The sequence below is a fragment of the uncultured Clostridium sp. genome (assembly GCF_900547735.1).
Classification (GTDB): Bacteria; Bacillota; Clostridia; order Lachnospirales; family Lachnospiraceae; genus Otoolea.
Map to the genome: position 1 here is coordinate 34,136 of NZ_URHZ01000035.1, position 19,197 is coordinate 53,332.

19 protein-coding genes are annotated in these 19,197 nt (G+C 50.4%); all 19 read left to right on the plus strand.

Going from position 1 to position 19,197, the window contains the following annotated elements:
* The first annotated feature begins 108 nt into the window (after positions 1 to 108).
* The 19 genes from QZT18_RS12535 to QZT18_RS12620 all read left to right on the plus strand — a co-directional run bounded on the left by QZT18_RS12535 (position 109) and on the right by QZT18_RS12620 (position 19,068).
* Positions 109 to 795 carry a D-lyxose/D-mannose family sugar isomerase gene (locus QZT18_RS12535; protein ID WP_294148344.1) on the plus strand — a complete coding sequence of 229 codons (687 nt, stop codon included), beginning with the start codon at positions 109 to 111 and terminating at the stop codon, positions 793 to 795.
* Positions 795 to 1,856: an aldose 1-epimerase family protein gene (locus QZT18_RS12540; RefSeq protein ID WP_294148345.1), complete on the plus strand. Its 1,062-nt coding sequence runs from the start codon at positions 795 to 797 to the stop codon at positions 1,854 to 1,856. Before QZT18_RS12535 ends, QZT18_RS12540 begins: the two co-directional genes overlap by 1 nt.
* A gap of 5 nt (positions 1,857 to 1,861) precedes the next feature.
* Positions 1,862 to 2,812 carry a carbohydrate kinase gene (locus QZT18_RS12545; RefSeq protein ID WP_294148347.1) on the plus strand — a complete coding sequence of 317 codons (951 nt, stop codon included), beginning with the start codon at positions 1,862 to 1,864 and terminating at the stop codon, positions 2,810 to 2,812.
* A gap of 19 nt (positions 2,813 to 2,831) precedes the next feature.
* Positions 2,832 to 4,421, plus strand: a complete 1,590-nt coding sequence (locus QZT18_RS12550) for a response regulator (protein ID WP_294148348.1) — start codon at positions 2,832 to 2,834, stop codon at positions 4,419 to 4,421.
* A gap of 64 nt (positions 4,422 to 4,485) precedes the next feature.
* Complete coding sequence (locus QZT18_RS12555; protein WP_294148349.1) at positions 4,486 to 5,535, plus strand: sensor histidine kinase; 1,050 nt, start codon at positions 4,486 to 4,488, stop codon at positions 5,533 to 5,535.
* Positions 5,535 to 7,031 (plus strand): ATP-binding cassette domain-containing protein, encoded by a 1,497-nt coding sequence (locus tag QZT18_RS12560; RefSeq protein WP_294148350.1) that lies wholly within the window; start codon positions 5,535 to 5,537, stop codon positions 7,029 to 7,031. Before QZT18_RS12555 ends, QZT18_RS12560 begins: the two co-directional genes overlap by 1 nt.
* A 257-nt stretch (positions 7,032 to 7,288) precedes the next feature.
* Complete coding sequence (locus QZT18_RS12565; protein ID WP_294148351.1) at positions 7,289 to 7,684, plus strand: pyridoxamine 5'-phosphate oxidase family protein; 396 nt, start codon at positions 7,289 to 7,291, stop codon at positions 7,682 to 7,684.
* 16 nt (positions 7,685 to 7,700) lie between these two features.
* A complete protein-coding gene (locus QZT18_RS12570) occupies positions 7,701 to 7,973 on the plus strand; it encodes a hypothetical protein (protein WP_366925872.1) in 273 nt (90 codons plus the stop codon).
* Positions 7,885 to 8,076: a 4Fe-4S binding protein gene (locus QZT18_RS23550; protein WP_366925869.1), complete on the plus strand. Its 192-nt coding sequence runs from the start codon at positions 7,885 to 7,887 to the stop codon at positions 8,074 to 8,076. The genes QZT18_RS12570 and QZT18_RS23550 overlap by 89 nt, the downstream gene beginning before the upstream one ends.
* Before the next feature lies 1 nt (position 8,077).
* Entirely contained in the window at positions 8,078 to 8,941 is an 864-nt protein-coding gene (locus tag QZT18_RS12575) for a Sir2 family NAD-dependent protein deacetylase (RefSeq protein WP_294148352.1), read from the plus strand.
* 33 nt (positions 8,942 to 8,974) lie between these two features.
* Positions 8,975 to 9,757, plus strand: coding sequence for a protein-ADP-ribose hydrolase (locus QZT18_RS12580; protein ID WP_294148353.1), 783 nt, complete (start codon positions 8,975 to 8,977; stop codon positions 9,755 to 9,757).
* Between the two features lie 334 nt (positions 9,758 to 10,091).
* The gene (locus tag QZT18_RS12585; protein WP_294148354.1) at positions 10,092 to 10,973 is read left to right on the plus strand and encodes a ComEC/Rec2 family competence protein; all 882 of its coding nucleotides are present in this window, start codon (positions 10,092 to 10,094) and stop codon (positions 10,971 to 10,973) included.
* A gap of 271 nt (positions 10,974 to 11,244) precedes the next feature.
* Positions 11,245 to 11,982: a 30S ribosomal protein S2 gene (gene rpsB, locus QZT18_RS12590; RefSeq protein WP_294148360.1), complete on the plus strand. Its 738-nt coding sequence runs from the start codon at positions 11,245 to 11,247 to the stop codon at positions 11,980 to 11,982.
* A gap of 75 nt (positions 11,983 to 12,057) precedes the next feature.
* Positions 12,058 to 12,993: a translation elongation factor Ts gene (gene tsf / locus QZT18_RS12595; protein ID WP_294148355.1), complete on the plus strand. Its 936-nt coding sequence runs from the start codon at positions 12,058 to 12,060 to the stop codon at positions 12,991 to 12,993.
* 174 nt (positions 12,994 to 13,167) lie between these two features.
* A complete protein-coding gene (locus QZT18_RS12600) occupies positions 13,168 to 14,085 on the plus strand; it encodes an ABC transporter permease (protein ID WP_125142528.1) in 918 nt (305 codons plus the stop codon).
* Positions 14,086 to 14,098: 13 nt separating this feature from the next.
* Complete coding sequence (locus QZT18_RS12605; protein ID WP_294148356.1) at positions 14,099 to 15,139, plus strand: ABC transporter permease; 1,041 nt, start codon at positions 14,099 to 14,101, stop codon at positions 15,137 to 15,139.
* 13 nt (positions 15,140 to 15,152) lie between these two features.
* Entirely contained in the window at positions 15,153 to 16,157 is a 1,005-nt protein-coding gene (locus QZT18_RS12610) for an ABC transporter ATP-binding protein (protein ID WP_125142530.1), read from the plus strand.
* A complete protein-coding gene (locus QZT18_RS12615; protein WP_366925870.1) occupies positions 16,154 to 17,215 on the plus strand; it encodes an oligopeptide/dipeptide ABC transporter ATP-binding protein in 1,062 nt (353 codons plus the stop codon). Before QZT18_RS12610 ends, QZT18_RS12615 begins: the two co-directional genes overlap by 4 nt.
* A 164-nt stretch (positions 17,216 to 17,379) precedes the next feature.
* Positions 17,380 to 19,068, plus strand: a complete 1,689-nt coding sequence (locus tag QZT18_RS12620) for a peptide ABC transporter substrate-binding protein (RefSeq protein ID WP_366925871.1) — start codon at positions 17,380 to 17,382, stop codon at positions 19,066 to 19,068.
* The last annotated feature ends 129 nt before the right edge of the window (positions 19,069 to 19,197 follow it).

Below are 19,197 nucleotides of genomic sequence, written 5' to 3' on the forward strand. Positions count from 1 at the left end.
GGACGGAGAGTGAACAGGCAAAAACGCCGAACCGGAGGCTCGGCGTTTTTGTTGAATTGTAATATCAGCCATGGTATGATTAAAAGAGAGATTAAGGAGGTTTTTTGTATGAAACGAAGCGAGATCAATGCAGCCTTAAAAGAGATGGAAACGATGGTGAAGGAGTACCGTTTTGCGGTTCCCCCCTTCTGCAATTTTACACCGGAGGAATGGCGGGAGAAGGGGCATGACTACGACGAGATCCGCGACAATATGCTGGGCTGGGATATCACGGATTACGGCCTTGGAAATTTTGATAAGACCGGATTTTCCCTGATTACAATCAGAAACGGCAATCTGAAGATGCGCGACAAATACACAAAATCTTATGCGGAAAAGCTTCTGTATATCAAGGACGGACAGTATTCCCCGATGCATTTCCACTGGTCCAAGATGGAGGACATTATTAACCGTGGAGGCGGCAATGTCCTGATCCGTGTTTACAATTCCACCCCGGAAGAGGATTTAGATAAGGTAAACGACGTCCATGTCCATATCGACGGCAGGGAGATTGTCGTACCGGCAGGAACCCAGGTGCGCCTGACGCCGGGAGAGAGTATTACGATCTATCCTTATATGTATCATGATTTTGAGGTGGAGAAAGGAACCGGCGCCGTGCTTCTCGGCGAGGTGAGCCAGTGCAACGACGACAATACCGATAACCGCTTTTACGAGGAGATGGGACGTTTCCCGAAGATCGAGGAGGACGAGGCTCCATACCGCCTGCTCTGCAACGAGTATCCGGCGGCGGAGTGATGGACGGGGGAAAAGAAGCGCTATTTCGTTATTGCGGCAGCATGGAGCAGGCAGCCGGCGTGAGGCGGATGACCTATGAGGACGGACGGGCCTCCGGACTCAGGTGCGCCCTGGTTCAAAACGGAACCCTGGAATTTCCGCTGATGCTTGATAAATGCCTGGATCCCGCCTGGCTCCGTTACCGTGGAACCAACTTAAGCTTCCTTGCCAAACCGGGTCTGCAGGGAAGAAATTCCTACGACACGGCCGGGGAGGAGGCGGTGCGCTCCATCATGGGCGGAGCCATGTTCACCTGCGGCCTCGACCATGTCCACGGGTGCAGAATGATAGACGGAACGGAATATCCGACCCACGGCAGAATGAGGACGACACCGGCTGAAAAGGTCGGGATGGATGCCTTTTTCGACGGGGACAGGTACACGGTGCGCGTGACGGGAGAGATGCGTCAGGCAAGGATTTTCGGCGAGAACATGGTTCTTCGCAGAACGGTGGAAACGGTGTACGGTTCTAAGGAGATCCTGTTTCACGATGAAATAGAAAACCAGGGTTTTAAACCGGAACCCCTTTGTTTCCTATACCACTGCAACGCCGGATATCCCCTTCTGGCGCCGGGCAGCCGTCTGATTCTGCCGGAAGCTTCCTGCGTTCCACGGGATGAAGCGGCGGCACTGGGGATGGCGGACCGGCTTACTATGGGCCGGGCCGTGGACGGGGAGCCGGAGCAGGTGTTCCAGCATACGCTGGCGTCGGATCGGGATGGGAATACCTTCGGGGCGTTTGTAAACGACGGTCTGGAACTGGCGCTCTGCATCAGGTGGAATGTAAAGCAGATTCCGTTTATGACCCAGTGGAAGAGCAGCGCATCGGGAGACTATGCGATGGCCATGGAGCCGACGAACTGCGGCTTTGACGGAAGGGCCGGACAGACAGGGATGCTGGCGCCTTTTGAGAAACACTGTAATGAGATCCGCTTCTGCATTGCCGACGGGCGTGCGCAGATAGCGGATCTGGAAGAAGAATGCAGGGCTTTGATGGATATTAAGAAAAGGCAGACGGGGTGAGAATCATGTATGATGTAACGGCAATTGGAGAATTATTAATCGATTTTGCGGCGCTTTCCACGGATGAGGCGGGATACCCGACGATGAAAGCCAACCCGGGCGGGGCGCCGGGGAATTTCCTGGCGGCGCTGAGCGCCTATGGGGCAAAAACCGCATTTCTGGGAAAGGTCGGTGATGATGCCTTCGGAAAACTTCTTCGGAAGACCATGGCCGATGCGGGAATCGAGACAAGGGGCATTGTGACGGACGGTACGGTATTTACCACCCTTGCCTTTGTCACATTCAGCCCGGATGGGGACCGTTCCTTCAGCTTTGCCAGAAAGCCGGGAGCCGATACAAGGCTTCTCTTTGAAGAACTTAATCTGGCGCTGATTGACGAGGCAAAGGTGTTCCATTTCGGAACTTTGAGCCTGACGGATGAGCCGGTCCGTACGACGACGCAGAAGGCGGTGGCCTATGCAAAGGAAAAGGGGAAAATTATCACCTTTGATCCGAACCTGCGTCCTCCGCTGTGGAGTTCCATGGAAGAAGCGAGAGAGCAGATCCTGTGGGGGCTTTTGAACGCGGACGTCGTCAAGATCAGCGATGAGGAAGTGGAATTCCTGTGGGGTATTACCGATGAGAAGCAAGCGGCGGCCAAACTGCTGGATGAATACGGAGTTAAGCTTGCGATGATAACGCTGGGGCCGAAGGGAGCGTATCTGGCGAATAAGAACGGCGGAGCATCGGCGGTATGCCCGGCCGTAAAACCGATCGATACGACGGGAGCGGGAGATATCTTCGGCGGCAGCGCCGTTTCGCGTCTCTTAAAGATTGGGAAGGAGCCGGACTGTCTTGAAGTAGAGGAACTGGCGGCAATCGCGGGATTTGCATCGGCCGCGGCCAGTCTTTCCACCCAGAAGACGGGAGGGATTCCGAGCATCCCGGCGGAGGCGGAAGTTCTCGCTGTTTTATAATTGTTATGGGGGAGGGCGTATGATAAGAGTGATTATAGCGGATGATGAAAAGCTGATCTGCCGCCTTGTGCAGGCCCTGGCCGACTGGGATGCGCTGGGAATGGAAGTGGCGGGAACTGCCGAAAACGGATTGGAGGCCCTGGAACTGGTAGAATCTCTGGAGCCTGATATCCTGATCACGGATATCAGAATGCCCGGGTGCGACGGCCTGGAGCTGATCAGGCGTGCAAAAGAGCTCAGGCCGCAGCTGGAAGTCGTGATTATCAGCGGCTATGCTCATTTTGAGTATGCGCAGAGTGCAATCCAGTACGGCGTCGGTAATTATCTTTTGAAACCGATTAAAAAGGATGAACTGATGGAAACCCTGCGGAAGATGGGAGAACGGTGTGAGGCGCGTTTTCAGAGGGAGGAGGGAGCGGCAAAACATCATCAGAACAGCCAGAAGGATTTGAGGCGCCTCCGGAGCAGCCTGGTGAAGGATCTGCTCTCGCCGAATCCGCCTCATCTGACGGAAGAAACGCTGCGCGATACCTACCATTTTCAGACGCAGGGCAATACCTACCAGATTTTCATGCTGAAAATCGACTGTGATATCAGGAAAATGGGAGGTTCCCCATATGAGATACTGCAGGAAAAGGCGCGTGAAGTATTTGAAAACGGCCTTTCCGGTATCTGCCCGGAATACCATCTGTATTTCCAGGATTATACGGGATATGGGATTTTGAATTATGATTTGGAAAAAAGGGCGGAAGTCAGGCGGAGCCTGAGGGAGTGCCTGAACCTTCTGGATGCGAAGAAGAGTCTTTACGGGGAGGTGGAATTTTCCCTTTCCCTGGGTACTGCGGTGGACGACTGCGGCAGACTGGCAGACTCTTTGGAGGATGCGGGAGGCGCATTAATGGAGCGTCTTGTGGAAGGTCCCGGCCGCCTTTTAGAGGGAATTCCGGACGGCTCGGGAATTGAAAAGCAGAATCTTCTGGATAAGTATGTCAAGGCAACGGAGCATGCAATTGAGGTCTTCAGTGTGGAGGAGGCCTCGTCCGCCTGTAAAACATTATGGCAGTCCGCCATAGAAACCCATAAAATATGCGGCCGTGAGCTCTTCGAACTGGTTCTTTCGGCCGGACACCTCTTTGTGGCGCGCTGCGCCGTCAGCAATGTGGAGGGAATGAAACAGGATTTTGAGTACCGCTGCCGCCAATGTTGCAGGGGGGAGGAGCTGTTTAAACAGTTGGAAGAGATACAGGAAGTACTGATTGCGGAAACAGGTGAGCTTCGTAAGAGTGAGGCGGGCCGGCCCGTCAGAATGGCCAAACAGTACGTGATGCAGCATTTTCATGAGCCGATTACGCTGGAGGATGTCTGTGAGGCGGCCGGGTTCAGCGTCAGCTATTTCAGCGTCCTGTTTAAAAAGGAAACCGGAGAAGGTTTTGCCAAATACCTGACCAGGGTCAGGATGGACGAGGCAAAGCGGCTTCTGCGGGAGACGAATATGCCGGTGGCGGAGATTTGTGAGAGGGTGGGATACAGCGACAGGAAACATTTTACCCATACCTTCCACAAGGTTGCGGGGCTGAATCCCGCGGAATACAGGAAACTGTACGGCTGAGTAACTGAAATGAAGATATGATAAACGGATTCTTTGGTGACAGGAAGGGAAGGAGAATACTTAAATGGATAGAAAGAAGACAAAATTTCTGTCGTACAGAGTATCGGCGCTGGCCGTATCGGGTGCGCTTCTGATCCTCTTTCTGCTGCTCATGTGCCTGAAAATGATTATTTTTGAGGAGGCGCCTTTGTGGCCGTTCTTTCTGGCGCTGGCCGTGTTCCTCTGCCTGATTGGCGCGTCTTTTTACTATGTGGTCAAACCGTATCTGAGGTTTGAGAAGACAATGAGGCTTTTTACGGATGGGTATACGACAATGGAGATAGGCGATTTGTACGACGTCGCGCCTACTCCGGCCGGATACCGCCTGCTGGAGCGGATGACGGATATGATGGATTCGTCGGAGCTTTTGAAGCTGAATAAGAGGCAGGCCCAGTACCTGGCTCTGCAGAACCAGATTAATCCCCATTTCCTATACAATACGCTGGAGAGCATCCGGAGTGAGGCGCTCATCGCAGGGCTGGACAGTGTGGCGGAGATGACGGAAGCGCTCGCCACATTTTTCCGCTATACCATCAGTAAGGTGGAAAACCTGGTGTCCGTGGAGGAGGAGCTTCAGAACTGTGAGACGTATTTCAGGATCCAGCAGTACCGGTTCGGCACGCGCCTGAGCCTGTCGGTGGAGTGTGATCCCGACGATCGGGAAGAGATTTACTGCTGCCGTCTGCCGAAGCTTACGATGCAGCCGATCCTGGAAAACAGTATTATCCATGGGACGGAGTGCAAAATCGGGAGCGGTCATCTGACCATCCATCTGGAACGCAGCGGAAAACGTCTGCTGATCCGGATTTCCGACGACGGAGTCGGGATGGACGAGGCGTCCCTGGCAAGAATGAACGAGCGCCTTGAGAAGAGCGGCCGGGCATTTGCATCACAGAATACGGAGACCAAGGGAGGAATTGCCCTTGTCAATGTAAATAACAGGATCCATCTGCTGTTTGGCGAGGAATACGGACTCCACGTATTTTCTATGCCCGGGGTGGGGACGGATGTGGAGATATCACTTCCTGCCATCACGAGTGACAGGGAAATCAAGAACAAAGAGGCATTGAAATAATGAGGGAAGAAACACTGAGAATGGAGCGGGTCACATACCGGGAAAACGGCGTGACCCAGTTGGAAAATTTCAGCATGTCGATCCGGGCGGGGGAGATTCTTGGACTCATGCCCGTGAACCGCCATGGGATTTCTGCGCTCATCAAGCTTCTCAGGCAGAACCTTCCGCTTCACTACGGATATGTTTATTATCATGAGAAACTGGTGAACCACTGGCGCTTTTTAGACTCGGGGACAAACCGGTTAAGCGTAATCCAGAATAAGAGTTGTCTGGCCGAGGGCCTCACGGTGGCAGACAATATTTTTGTGCTGCGTCCCGGGTTCAGAAAGCGGCTGATGCAGCCGAAGGTATTGAGGCAGCAGCTCCAGCCGTTTCTGGAGGACATCGATATGGACATCGACGCGGATGCCTATATCGAGGAACTGTCTCCCTTTAAGCGGTTTGTCGTGGAGCTTTTAAAAGCGGTTGTGGCAGGGAATTATCTTGTGGTCCTGGATGATATCAGCTCTTTTATCAGTGACGTGGAGCTTCAGAAACTGCACCGGATTATCCGCCATTATGCCGATCAGGGGATGTCGTTTCTCTATGTCGCCCCCCATTATGAGGAAGTAAAGCAGATCTGCGACCGCACGGCCGTGATGCAGAACGGCCAGATTATCAAATATTTCATGTTCTCGGAGCATATTCCGGATACCTATATGTACCGGTGGACGAAAGGGTTTGACAGGCGCGTCAGCGAACAGATTTCAAAGAAAACGGTACATCCCGATACGGAGGAGCCGGCCTTTCGGGCGGAGAATCTCTGTTACGGCGAGGTAAAGGACTTAAGTTTTGCCGTGGCGCCGGGGGAATGCCTGGTATTACAGGATCTCGACAACCGGATTCTGCCGGATCTCCTGGCCGTGCTGTCCGGGGAAAAAAGGGCGGACCGGGGAAAAATGTGGATTTGCAACGAGGAGTTTAAACAGAAACCGGATCGCCGGATCGCCGTGATACAGGAGGTTCCGGTGCAGACGATGCTGTTTCCCAACTTAAGTTACCTGGATAATCTCTGTTTTACCCTGGATCACCGGTTTCACGACGTCTGGCTCAGAAATAAAATCAAGAAGAGCCTGAGACAGGAGTATGCCGGTCTGCTGGGGGAGGAGGTTTTTGACCTGAGGGTGGAGGAATTGTCCCATAAGCAGAAATATGATTTGATATATATGAGAATCCTGGTCCAGAATCCGAAGGTGGTTTTCTGCGTCCAGCCGTTTAAGAGGGCGGAGGTCGCCATCCGAATCCATGTCTGGGAGCTTCTCGAACGTTTCCTGGATAAGGGAATCGGCGTGGTAATACTGGCGGTCAACCTGGCCGATTCACTGGCTCTCGCCGACCGTCTGATCCGTGTGGGCCGGGGGCGGATGATGGAGGAGTACGGCAGGGAGGACTTCGGAAACCTTCCGGTCGACGCGCCGTGGCTGTATCTCTATCAGGGCAGGGAAAAACAGGAATGAGAACCGGATGTTCCTTTATAGTATCTTTTGGATACTATGGAACCCCGCGGTAACTGTCTTACTTTTGGGTACCTATCCCACTTTAAAGTGCGTTCTTTGCAAACGAAGCCAGCTGCTTTATTATGGAATCATAAGAAGCGGCCGCTTTTATTGATTGGCAATGAAAAGTCCGCGAAGCGTTCTTTTTGTTGTTTGAAAGATTTAGAACAACTGTGATGTAAAAACAGCTTTGAGGGAAGGAAAGGAAGTAATCTATTATGAATAAGACAGTAGAATTTTTACAGGCAAACCCGGTTCAGTATCTGGCGACCGTTGGAAGAGATGGAAAGGCCAAGTGCCGTCCGTTTATGTTCTGTTTTGAAAAAGAGGGAAGATTATGGTTCTGTACCAATAATCAGAAGGACGTGTACAAAGACATGCAGGCAAACCCTGAAATTGAAATCAGTGTTTCCGATTCCAGCTTTGCCTGGCTCAGGCTGCACGGCAGGGCGGTGTTTGAGAATCATATGGCAATCAAAGAAGCATGCATGGCAAACCCGATTGTGAAGGGACAGTATGAAACGGCGTCGAACCCGATTTTTGAAGTGTTTTATCTGGAAAATCCCCATGGCGTGATTGCGGATTTTTCGGGAAACCCGCCGTATGAATTCTAACAGGGGGTGAGCGCCAATGAAAACGGAGGACTATCTCAGAATCTTAAAGGAGGAAATCCACTCCGCCGTATTTGCCACGACCGACGGGAAAGGATTGCCGGTAACGAGGGTGATTGACATTATGCTTGTGGATCGGGACAGTCTTTATTTCATTACGGCTAAGGGGAAGGAGTTTTACCGTCAGCTGATGGATACGGGATATGTTGCGGTCAGCGGGAGGTTATTTGATCACGGAACGGTGCCGCGGCTGCCGGCTCTGTTATTCCAAATGCCCTCAGAAATGCATTGATACCGAGGCGTCCCCCTGCGTAATTTTGCAGGAGCACTGCCTGCACTGTGGGAACTGTTATGAAATCTGTCCCTTTGAGGCGGTTGTAAAAAGGCGGGTGTGAGATGAAAGAGAAGGAACTGTTAAGGTGGATTGATGAGGCGGATGCAGTTGTAATAGGCGCGGGCGCCGGGCTGTCCACGGCGGCGGGACTGTCCTATTCGGGGGAGAGGTTTATACGTTGTTTCAGCGACTTTATAGAGCGGTATCATATGAAAGATATGTATTCAGCAGGGTTCTATCCTTTTGCCACCCAGGAGGAGAAATGGGCCTATTGGAGCAGGCATATATTCTGCAACCGGTACGATCAGCCGGCGGGCGGGGCATATCTGGATTTGTTTGAGCTTGTGAAGAAGAAAAATTATTTTGTGCTGACCACCAACGTGGATCACCAGTTCTGGCTGGCCGGGTTTGAACCGGACCGTATTTTTGCCACCCAGGGAGATTACGGCAAGTTTCAGTGCCGGAAGGCCTGCCACAATAAGCTGTATGACAATGAAGAACAGGTCCGGGCCATGGTCAGGGAACAGACGAACTGCCGCATTCCCGCGCATCTGGTGCCGAAATGTCCGGTGTGCGGCGGAGAAATGGAAGTGAACCTGCGCTGCGACGGCTATTTTGTGGAGGATGAGGCATGGCATCTGGCGGCCAAAAGATATAAACGCTTTCTGTCGTCGAATCTGCGGGGGAATCTTCTGTTCCTGGAACTGGGAGTGGGGATGAATACTCCGGTTATCATTAAATATCCGTTTTGGCAGATGACATATCAGAATCCGGATGCGCGCTATGCCTGTATCAATCTGGATGAGAACCGGGCGCCAGGTGAGATTGAGGAGCGTTCCGTCTGTATACGGGGAGATATCGCTGCGGTTCTGGCGGAAATGAGAAAACAGGACGCGCAGAAAGCGGAGAATGGGAAGTGGATATAGGACGAAGAGACAGAGGGAATGGAGGCGGACGGGATGCGGCACGAAGAACAAAGAATGTATCTGATCAGGGAATTGCTGGCGGAGGAACTGCGGTATCGGGAAATTAAAATACCGGAGGATGTACAGGGGCAGAAAGATCTTCTGCGCAGTCTGATGAATGTCCGTCCTCCAAGGCCGGTCAGCCGGGAGTTTTTGAACGTTCAGGATGAATATCTGTCTGTGGAACGGGACATGGAGGATTTGACCGATGCAAATCTGCTTCCGGCCGTTCACGCGGAACCGAGAATCATCCTATGGCAGGGCGACATAACGACACTGAAAGCGGATGCCATCGTAAACGCCGCCAACAGCGCATTACTGGGGTGTTTCCATCCGCTTCATTCCTGCATTGACAATATCATCCATTCCAAAAGCGGAATTCAGCTTCGGCTGTTCTGCAGCGATATAATGAAAAAGCAGGGCCATGAGGAGATAACCGGGGGAGCTAAAATTACCCCGGGCTTTAATCTGCCTGCAAGATATATTCTTCATACCGTCGGCCCTGTGATTTATGGCCGGGTGACGGAAGAAGACTGCAGGCAATTGGCTTCCTGTTACCGCTCCTGTCTTGAGCTGGCCGTGGAAAACGGCTGCAAATGTATTGCATTCTGCTGTATTTCCACCGGAGAATTCCGTTTTCCCAACAGACGGGCCGCCGAAATTGCCGTCGGCACGGTGAAGGATTTCCTGAGGGCCGATAAGAAACTGGGGAGCGTGATATTTAATGTGTTTAAGGAGAAGGATTTGGAGATATACAGAGAACTTCTTTCTGAATAAGGTATGTTCGGGAGCAGCGTGTAGACAAAAAGTGAAAATATGAACAGTATACTTTTTTCGGACGGAAAAAAAGAGAAGCCTCTATAATTTATTGTCATAATTTATTGCTTTTTCAGAGCATTTCAGTACAATATAGATGTGCATAATAAATTTTGATATGCGCTCTGCTGCAGCCGGAGGGAGGAAACCGGAGGGCAATGGAGGAAATTGAAGAACAGGTAAGACATATTTGTAAAATCTTGACGGGTAAAGAATAATTCCGCGTTTAGGTAAGGCGAAATTCGGACAGGATGATCAATGAGGTTTATTCCGGTTGTGTTTGCAGGAGGTTTTAATGGAAGCAGCCCGTAAAATTGCAGTAGTATTCCTTCGTATCTTTGGAGTATGCGCCCTGTGCACCGTCATGCTCGGCTGCGTATATTTGTTGGAGAACCGGGGCGTAAAGCAGGAGGCGCAGGTCATTTTTGTGGGGACGCAGGAGGATGCGGACTGTTCTGTCCTTCTGAGCGGGGAGGCCTGTGTTGTAATCGACACGGGAGAAGATAAGGACGCCGTCCATATCCTGGAGGTCCTTCAGGAAAATCAGGTGGATAAAATCGACTGCCTGATTCTGACCCATCCGGATAAGGATCATATCGGCGGTGCATTTTATCTTTTGGATCATGTTCCGGTGGAAGAGGTCATCACACCCTGTTACGAGGGCGAAAAACCTCTTTACAAGGATTTGATGGAGCGGCTTGAGACGGAGCATATCCCCACGGAGGCGCTGTCCCGCGACCGCCTTTTTACCTTTGGCGCTCTGGATATCCGCATTTTCCCGCCGGAGGATTTCCATTATGAGAAATCGAACGACTATTCCCTGGCGGCGCTGGTGAAACACGGGGACGTGACGCTGTTTTTTGCAGGAGATGCCGAGAAGGAGCGTCTGGGGGAACTGCTGAAACTGGATTTACCCCAGGTCAATGTATACAAGACGGCCCACCATGGGAGAAATTCTAAAAGAGGCGTAAAACTGATTGAAGAATTGAAACCGGAATATGCGGTGGTGACGGCGCAGGAGCCGGGGGACGAAATCAGGGAGGCGTTTCGGGTGATCGGAACAAAAGTCCTCACCACGGTTACACAGGATATCCGTTTTGTGAGTGACGGAAAAAAGATTTCACCTGAAACGGAAAAACGCCGTTCTGCGCCGTATAACCCGGAATTTTCACGATAATCACGTGAAAACGCTCCGCGGAACGTATCCGGGAGAATAGTAACGCAGAAATCAACAATTTAGCGGTATTTTCGCGTATAAACCACTTGCAGAAAAAATTTACCTGTGATATAGTATAAAGGCTAAAAAATCACGCCGGACGGATTCTTAAGGACGGTGCTCCGATGAAACAGGATGGAAAACGGCTGTAACAGGCCTTTTTGTTCTGCCAGGAGTCCCCGAGGAAGCAAAGAAGACGGCGGAAGAAGAAAACCAAATGGAGGAAAGAAACATGAGCGTTATTTCAATGAAGCAGTTACTGGAAGCTGGTGTACATTTTGGTCACCAGACAAGAAGATGGAACCCTAAGATGGCTCCGTACATCTACACAGAGAGAAACGGTATCCACATCATCGACTTACAGAAATCCGTAGGTTTAGTGGATGAAGCTTACAAGGCAGTAGCAGACATCGCAGCAGACGGCGGCACAATCCTGTTCGTAGGAACAAAGAAACAGGCTCAGGACGCTATCAAGACAGAAGCTGAGAGATGTGGAATGTTCTTTGTAAACGAGAGATGGTTAGGCGGTATGCTTACAAACTTTAAGACCATCCAGAGCCGTATCGGAAGATTAAAACAGATCGAGACCATGTCTGAAGACGGAACATTTGATGTTCTTCCTAAGAAAGAAGTTATCGCTCTTAAGAAAGAGTGGGAGAAGCTCGAGAAGAACCTTGGCGGTATCAAAGAGATGAAGAGAGTTCCGGACGCTATCTTCGTAGTAGATCCTAAGAAAGAAAGAATCTGCGTACAGGAAGCACACACACTGGGAATTCCGTTAATCGGCATTATCGATACCAACTGTGATCCGGAAGAGCTTGACTATGTAATCCCGGGTAACGACGACGCTATCAGAGCCGTAAAATTAATCGTTTCCAGAATGGCAGACGCCGTTATCGAAGCAAGACAGGGCGAAGCAGAAGCTCCTGCATTCGAGGGCGAGGATGTTGCTGAAGCAGCAGAGGCATAATTACCGCTGAATGTTTCAGGACAGGCAGAACACCACTGAAATTGGAAATGAAAAAATATACGGAGGGAATTAAAAATGGCAGCAGTAACAGCAGCAATGGTAAAAGAATTACGTGAGACGACAGGCGCCGGCATGATGGATTGCAAGAAAGCTCTTGCAGCTACAGACGGTGATATGGATAAAGCAGTTGAGTTCTTAAGAGAAAAAGGACTTGCAGGCGCAGCAAAGAAAGCCGGACGTATCGCAGCAGAGGGTATCGTAGCTACTACATTATCCGCTGATGAGAAGAAGGCAGTAGTTGTAGAGGTTAACGCAGAGACTGATTTCGTAGCAAAGAACGAGAAGTTCCAGACCTACGTTGCAGACGTTGCGGCACAGGCTCTCAATACTACAGCAGCAGACATCGACGCTTTCTTAAATGAGAAGTGGGATAAGGAACCTGCATTAACAGTTGCAGAAGCTCTTTCTTCCCAGATTTCCATTATCGGCGAGAACATGAAGATCAGAAGATTTGCACAGATCGAAGAGGCTAACGGCTTTGTTGCTTCCTACATCCATGCAGGCGGAAAGATCGGCGTTTTAGTTGATGTTGAGACAGACGTAGTAAACGATGCTCTCAAAGAGATGGCAAAGAACGTTGCAATGCAGGCAGCTGCATTAAAACCATTATACACAAACAGAGATGAAGTTGATGCCGATTATATCGAGAAAGAGACAGAGATTCTCACGGCAGCAGCGAAGAATGAGAAACCGGACGCCAATGACAAGATCATTGAGGGAATGGTAAGAGGACGTATCAACAAAGAATTAAAAGAGATCTGCTTACTTGATCAGGTTTATGTAAAAGCTGAAGACGGAAAACAGACCGTATCCCAGTACGTGGCAGAAGTTGCTAAGGCTAACGGCGCGAAAGTGGCAGTTAAGAAGTTTGTACGCTTTGAGACAGGTGAAGGCCTTGAAAAGAAGGAAGAGAACTTCGCAGAAGAAGTAGCTAAACAGATGGGAATGTAATGCTAGATAACAACGAAAAGTAGGAACGACGAACTTTTCATTGCCATTCAATAAAATCCCATGGCGGATAACCATGGGATTTTATTTTTTAGCAGACAATGTCCGCACACGGGTGACAAATGTATTTCTAATGTCCATTTTTTGCCACCCCGACCACAGGAAAGGAGAGATATCATGGCAAAATATATTGCAAAGCGTATTGGCCTGGCCGTTGTTACATGCTGGCTTGTCGCCACTCTTACATTTTTCCTGATGAACCTGGTACCAGGCGGCCCATTTATGGCTGAGAAAGCCCTTACACCCCAGGCCCAGCAGGCGATGATGGAAAAATACGGATTGGATAAACCACTTCCGGAGCAATACACAATTTATATGGGAAAAGTACTTCACGGAGATTTAGGTCCCAGCGTAAAGCAGAGAGGCCGTACCGTGAATTCGATTATTGAAACAAAATTTCCGGTTTCGGCAAAATTGGGAGGAATCTCCATTCTGATTGCCGTACTGGTCGGTATTCCGCTCGGGAGTATCGCAGCATTTAAGAGAGGCAAGATGACGGATAACATTATCATTATTTTCAGTACCTGCGGAATCGCGGTGCCGAGTTTTGTTATCTCCACCCTGCTCATGTACGTACTGTCGTTTCAATTGGAATGGCTGCCTACATATGGACTGACATCGTGGAAACATTATATTATGCCCGTAACGGCGCTGGCTTTATACCCGGCTTCCTATATCTCACGTCTGATGCGTTCTTCCATGCTGGATGTCCTGGGACAGGACTACATGAGAACCGCCAGGGCGAAGGGAGTCACCTGGTTTTTCAGCGTGTTTAAGCATGCGCTCAGAAATGCCGTACTGCCGGTTGTTACATATCTGGGTCCCCTGCTTGCCTATACGGTTACAGGAAGCTTTATTGTAGAGAAGATCTTCACGATCCCGGGTCTTGGTTCCGAGTTCATCGGCGCCATCACAGGCCGTGACTACCCTCTGATTATGGGTACTACAATTTTCCTTGCTACATTGATTATTACAATGAACGTGGTCGTTGATATCTTATATACCGTTATCGACCCGCGTATAAAACTGAAATAGGGAGGCACATGTGATGGACAATAATAAATTATCATTTCAGATGGATGTAAGCGACTTCCTCCCGGCAGATGAAAGTGAAAAACAAAGCCTTGTCGTGATGAGAGAGAGCGTCGGCTTCTGGCAGGACGGAATGCGCCGTTTAAAGAAGAATAAGATCGCCATGGTCAGCCTGATTGTTGTACTGGTTATCTTCGTGCTTTCATTTATCGTACCAACGGTTTATCCTTATAAATATGAGCAGCAGATTAAGACAAGCGTCAACCTGGCCCCAATGCAGTATTCCGAGGCGGAGCAGGCGCAGATCGACGCAGGTGAGAAAGTATTCCCGCACATTCTCGGCACCGATAACCTGGGACGTGACTATGCGGTCCGCGTTATGATGGGAAGCCGTGTTTCCCTGCTGGTAGGACTTGTGGCATCGGCAATCATTCTTCTGATTGGTTCCCTGTACGGTTCCATTTCCGGATTCTTCGGAGGATGGGTCGACATGGTGATGATGCGTATTGTAGATATTATTTACACGGTCCCCGATGTACTGATTATTATTCTTCTGGCGGCGGTGCTCAATTATCCCTTAAAGGATTTGGCGCAGAAGCCGGGATTTGAATGGATCGGCGTCATCGGCGTTAACCTGATCAGTATTTTTATCGTGTTTGCCCTCCTCTACTGGGTCGGCATGGCGCGTATCGTGCGAAGCCAGATCATGATTCTGAAAGAGCAGGAATATGTGACGGCAGCCAGGGCGCTGGGAGCTTCCAGCGGCCGTATTATCAGAAAGCATTTGTTAACCAACTGTATCGGTACTCTGATTGTTACGACAACGCTTCAGATTCCGTCCTCCATCTTTACGGAGAGCTTCTTAAGCTTCCTGGGACTTGGCGTGAATGCGCCGATGCCGTCCCTGGGCAGCCTTGCAAGTGCCGCTATTAACGGTCTTCAGAGCTATCCGCACCGCCTGTTTGCTCCGGCTTTTATGATTTCCGTCATTATCCTGAGCTTTAACCTGTTGGGTGACGGTCTGCGCGATGCATTTGACCCGAAGATGAAGAACTAGGGAGGAACGAAGAATGAGCGAGTATTTAGTAGATATAAAGAACGAACGCCTTTCTTTCTTCACCCCGGCCGGTGAGGTAAAGGCATTAAACGACGTCTCCATCCATCTGAAGGAGGGCGAGGTCCTGGGAATCGTAGGCGAGTCCGGTTCCGGTAAATCCGTTACCGCGTACAGCCTGATGGGACTGACCGCATATCCGGGAAAACTGATCGGCGGCACCCTGGAATTCAACGGACACCGGATCGATGAGATGAGCGAGAAACAGATGAGAAAAATCCGAGGAGAAGAGATTTCCATCATCTTCCAGGATCCGATGACCAGCTTAAATCCCGTATATACGATAGGAAATCAGATCTGCGAGATGGTTCTTCTACATACAAAGAAGTCGAAACAGGAGGCGCGGGAGAGGGCAAAAGAGCTTCTGACACTGGTTGGAATCAACGAACCGGAGAAGAGGCTGAAACAGTATCCCCACGAACTCTCGGGCGGTATGCGCCAGCGTGTCATGATTGCCATTGCACTGGCCTGCGAGCCGAAGCTTCTGATTGCCGATGAGCCGACGACGGCTCTGGACGTTACCATTCAGGCCCAGATTCTGGAGCTGATGATGGGACTGAAGGAGAAGCTGGGCATGGCTATCATCATGATCACCCACGACCTCGGCGTTGTGGCCAGCATGTGTGATAAAATTGCTGTCATGTATGCCGGAAAAGTGGTAGAATATGGTACAACGGACGATATCTTCTATAGTCCGTCCCACGAATACACGAAGGGACTGTTACGGAGCATTCCAAAGCTCAACGAAAAAGAGCACAGCCGCCTTGTCCCGATCGAGGGAAGCCCGGTCGATATGCTGAATCCTCCGGCAGGATGTCCTTTCGCACCGAGGTGTGATTCCTGTATGAAGATCTGCCTGCGCCAGATGCCGGAATATACCGATCTTTCGGATATTCATTACAGCGCCTGCTGGCTGCTTCAGAAGGCAGAATTTGAAAAAGCACAGGGAGGTAATAAGTGATGGAAGATAAGAGATTAGTTGAGGTCCAGAACCTGAAACAGTATTTCCCTGTTGCCAGCAGTAAGATGTTTGAGAAAAAAGTGGTAAAGGCCGTGGATAATGTCTCTTTCTACCTTAATAAAGGAGAGACTCTGGGACTGGTAGGAGAGTCCGGCTGCGGTAAGACGACGACAGGACGTACGCTTCTGCGCCTTCATGAGCCGACCAGCGGCCGTATTCTCTATGACGGAGAGACGATTTTCGACAGCGGCGACGTGCCGGTGTACGGGGAAGACGGAAAGCCTCAGACGGCGGACGGAAAACCGGTATACGGCAAAAAGACGGCGGTCAACATGCTGCCTTACCGCCGGAAAATGCAGATTGTATTCCAGGACCCCTATGCAAGTCTGGATCCGCGTATGACCGTGGCCGACATTGTAGGAGAGGCCATTGATATTCATAAACTGGCATCCGGAAAGAAGGACAGACAGGAGCGCATTATCGAAATGCTGCGCCGCGTCGGCCTTAACTCCGAGCATGCAAACCGTTATCCTCATGAGTTCTCCGGCGGACAGAGACAGCGTGTCGGCATTGCCCGTGCACTGGCCGTGAACCCGGAATTCATCGTCTGCGATGAGCCTGTATCCGCTCTGGATGTATCCATCCAGGCCCAGGTTGTCAACATGTTTGAGGAACTCCAGGAAGAGATGGGCCTGACCTACCTGTTCATTGCCCATGATCTTTCGATTGTTAAGCACATTTCCAACCGAATCGGTGTTATGTACCTGGGCAACCTGGTGGAGCTGGCCGACAGCTATGAGCTGACGTTCCACAGCGTCCATCCATATACAAGGAGCCTGATTTCCGCAATTCCGATCGCGGATCCGAGAACCAGCAGGGAATCGAAACGTATCGTGCTGAGCGGCGACGTTCCAAGCCCGGTAAACCCGCCGTCCGGATGTCGGTTCAGAACGAGATGCCCTTATGCGGATGAGCAGTGTGCGGCTCAGGAACCCGTTTGGCAGGAAGTGTCCAAGGGCCACTATGCGGCCTGCCACCACCTGGATCGGGTGAATTAGTAAGCGGCTGCCAAGAAACGGCGGAGAGGAATTATGCCGCTAAAGGGAGTCTATTTTATGCAATTAACCGACAGCCCGTCGTCTTTCGGCGGGCAGCCGGTTAAAATATAAATCCAAGGGAGGATAATATGAAGAAAAAAGTAGCATTACTGGTAGCAGCAGCTATGCTTTCCACCACAGTTCTTGCGGGCTGCGGCGGCGGTTCCAAAGGAACCGATGCGTCGAAGGGAAGCGAGCAGGGAAGTGAACAGGGAACAGCAGCAACAGGTGAATCAACAGGCGGGGTGGACATCGCAGTCCAGATCGGACCTGATCCGGAGACTCTTGATCCGGCGTTAAACTCCGCAATTGACGGAGCAAACATGATTATTCATGGCTTCGAGACTCTGCTTACCTTTGACGAGGACAACAACATTGTTCCTGGTCAGGCAGAATCATTTGACGTATCCGATGACGGATTAACCTACACATTCCATCTGCGCGACGGTTTAAAATGGAGCGACGGTTCCGATCTGACGGCAGAAGACTTTGTTTATTCCTACAAACGTCTTGCAAACCCGCTGACAGCAGCGCCATACGCTTACGACATGCTGAATGTGGTAAAAGGTTATGACGCAGTCATGGCTTTAGGCGAAGACGCAACAGAAGAAGAGACATTGGCTGCAGTAGACGGACTTGGTGTATCCGCACCTGATGCGAAGACATTTGTTGTTGAGCTTGCAAGCCCATGTGTATATTATGACAAGATTTCCGCATTTGCCGTACTTAGCCCTGTAAAGAAAGACATCATTGAGGCTAATGGTGATCAGTGGGCAATTAATCCTGAGACATATGTTGGAAACGGTGCACTCAGAATGAAAGAATGGGTTCCAGGATCCTATATTCTTTATGAGAAAAACCCATACTACTGGGATGCAGAAAGAGTTACTGTTAATACGGTAAAATTCATCTTAATGGAAGATGCCAACGCATCCTACAGTGCATATAAGACAGGCGAGATTATTATGGCAAAAGATATTCCTTCCGAGGAAGTTCCAAGCCTGGTAGGAACAGAAGATTTCCATATTGCTCCAATCATGGGAACTTACTACGTTTCCTTCAATATTCAGAAAGCGCCGTTCGACAATGCAAAAGTGCGTGAAGCATTAAGCCTTGCAATTGATCGTAAATACATTGCTGAGACAGTAACACAGGGAACTTATTCCCCGGCTACTAACTTCGTAGGCCCTGGTATCTCTGATGCCACGCCAGGTTCCTCCTTCGAGGAAGTTACAAGAGCAAACAACGGCGGCGACTTCTTTAACGTAGACAACTACGAGGCCGACCTTGAGAAGGCAAAACAGCTTCTCGCAGAGGCAGGTTACCCGGATGGACAGGGATTCCCAACCATCGAGTACATGACAAACGACGCTAAATACCACAAACCAATCGCCGAGTACTTACAGAGCGCATGGAAAGAGCTTGGAGTTAACACAGATATCAAGATCGTTGAGTGGTCTACCTTCACACCAACCCGTCGTAACGGTGACTTCGAGATCGCACGTAACGGCTGGGTATATGACTACGATGATCCATCCAACATGATTAACCTGTTAGAGACAAACAACGGTAACAACGACGGCAAGTACAGCAATCCTGAGTTTGATGCCCTTGTTACGAAAGCACGTGAAACAGCCGATAAGGAAGAGCATTACAAACTGCTTCACGAAGCAGAGAACCTGGCGTTAAAAGACAGCGCTATGGCGCCTGTTGCATACGAGAATGACTTCTGGGTACAGAGCCCGAAATTAAAGGGTACATGGCATTCTCCTTACGGATACTGGTACTTTATGTACGCTACAGTTGAAGAATAAATGAATGAGACTCCCCCGGTCTGCATGATGTGCAGTCCCGGGGGAGTTTTTTTGCGCTTTAGCCGGTTGAGTCCATGGGGATTTAATTGAGGAATGAGAACGCCGCCGGGACGGTCGGGGTTCGGGATG

Bases quoted from the DNA above. Each gene is read 5' to 3' on its own strand.
- QZT18_RS12565 (WP_294148351.1), top strand. From the start codon at position 7,289: ATGAATAAGACAGTAGAATTTTTACAGGCAAACCCGGTTCAGTATCTG.
- tsf (WP_294148355.1), top strand. From the start codon at position 12,058: ATGGCAGCAGTAACAGCAGCAATGGTAAAAGAATTACGTGAGACGACA.
- QZT18_RS12535 (WP_294148344.1), top strand. From the start codon at position 109: ATGAAACGAAGCGAGATCAATGCAGCCTTAAAAGAGATGGAAACGATG.
- QZT18_RS23550 (WP_366925869.1), top strand. From the start codon at position 7,885: ATGTTGCGGTCAGCGGGAGGTTATTTGATCACGGAACGGTGCCGCGGC.
- QZT18_RS12585 (WP_294148354.1), top strand. From the start codon at position 10,092: ATGGAAGCAGCCCGTAAAATTGCAGTAGTATTCCTTCGTATCTTTGGA.
- QZT18_RS12550 (WP_294148348.1), top strand. From the start codon at position 2,832: ATGATAAGAGTGATTATAGCGGATGATGAAAAGCTGATCTGCCGCCTT.
- QZT18_RS12580 (WP_294148353.1), top strand. From the start codon at position 8,975: ATGCGGCACGAAGAACAAAGAATGTATCTGATCAGGGAATTGCTGGCG.
- QZT18_RS12605 (WP_294148356.1), top strand. From the start codon at position 14,099: ATGGACAATAATAAATTATCATTTCAGATGGATGTAAGCGACTTCCTC.
- rpsB (WP_294148360.1), top strand. From the start codon at position 11,245: ATGAGCGTTATTTCAATGAAGCAGTTACTGGAAGCTGGTGTACATTTT.
- QZT18_RS12540 (WP_294148345.1), top strand. From the start codon at position 795: ATGGACGGGGGAAAAGAAGCGCTATTTCGTTATTGCGGCAGCATGGAG.
- QZT18_RS12610 (WP_125142530.1), top strand. From the start codon at position 15,153: ATGAGCGAGTATTTAGTAGATATAAAGAACGAACGCCTTTCTTTCTTC.
- QZT18_RS12620 (WP_366925871.1), top strand. From the start codon at position 17,380: ATGCTTTCCACCACAGTTCTTGCGGGCTGCGGCGGCGGTTCCAAAGGA.
- QZT18_RS12555 (WP_294148349.1), top strand. From the start codon at position 4,486: ATGGATAGAAAGAAGACAAAATTTCTGTCGTACAGAGTATCGGCGCTG.
- QZT18_RS12545 (WP_294148347.1), top strand. From the start codon at position 1,862: ATGTATGATGTAACGGCAATTGGAGAATTATTAATCGATTTTGCGGCG.
- QZT18_RS12570 (WP_366925872.1), top strand. From the start codon at position 7,701: ATGAAAACGGAGGACTATCTCAGAATCTTAAAGGAGGAAATCCACTCC.
- QZT18_RS12600 (WP_125142528.1), top strand. From the start codon at position 13,168: ATGGCAAAATATATTGCAAAGCGTATTGGCCTGGCCGTTGTTACATGC.
- QZT18_RS12560 (WP_294148350.1), top strand. From the start codon at position 5,535: ATGAGGGAAGAAACACTGAGAATGGAGCGGGTCACATACCGGGAAAAC.
- QZT18_RS12575 (WP_294148352.1), top strand. From the start codon at position 8,078: ATGAAAGAGAAGGAACTGTTAAGGTGGATTGATGAGGCGGATGCAGTT.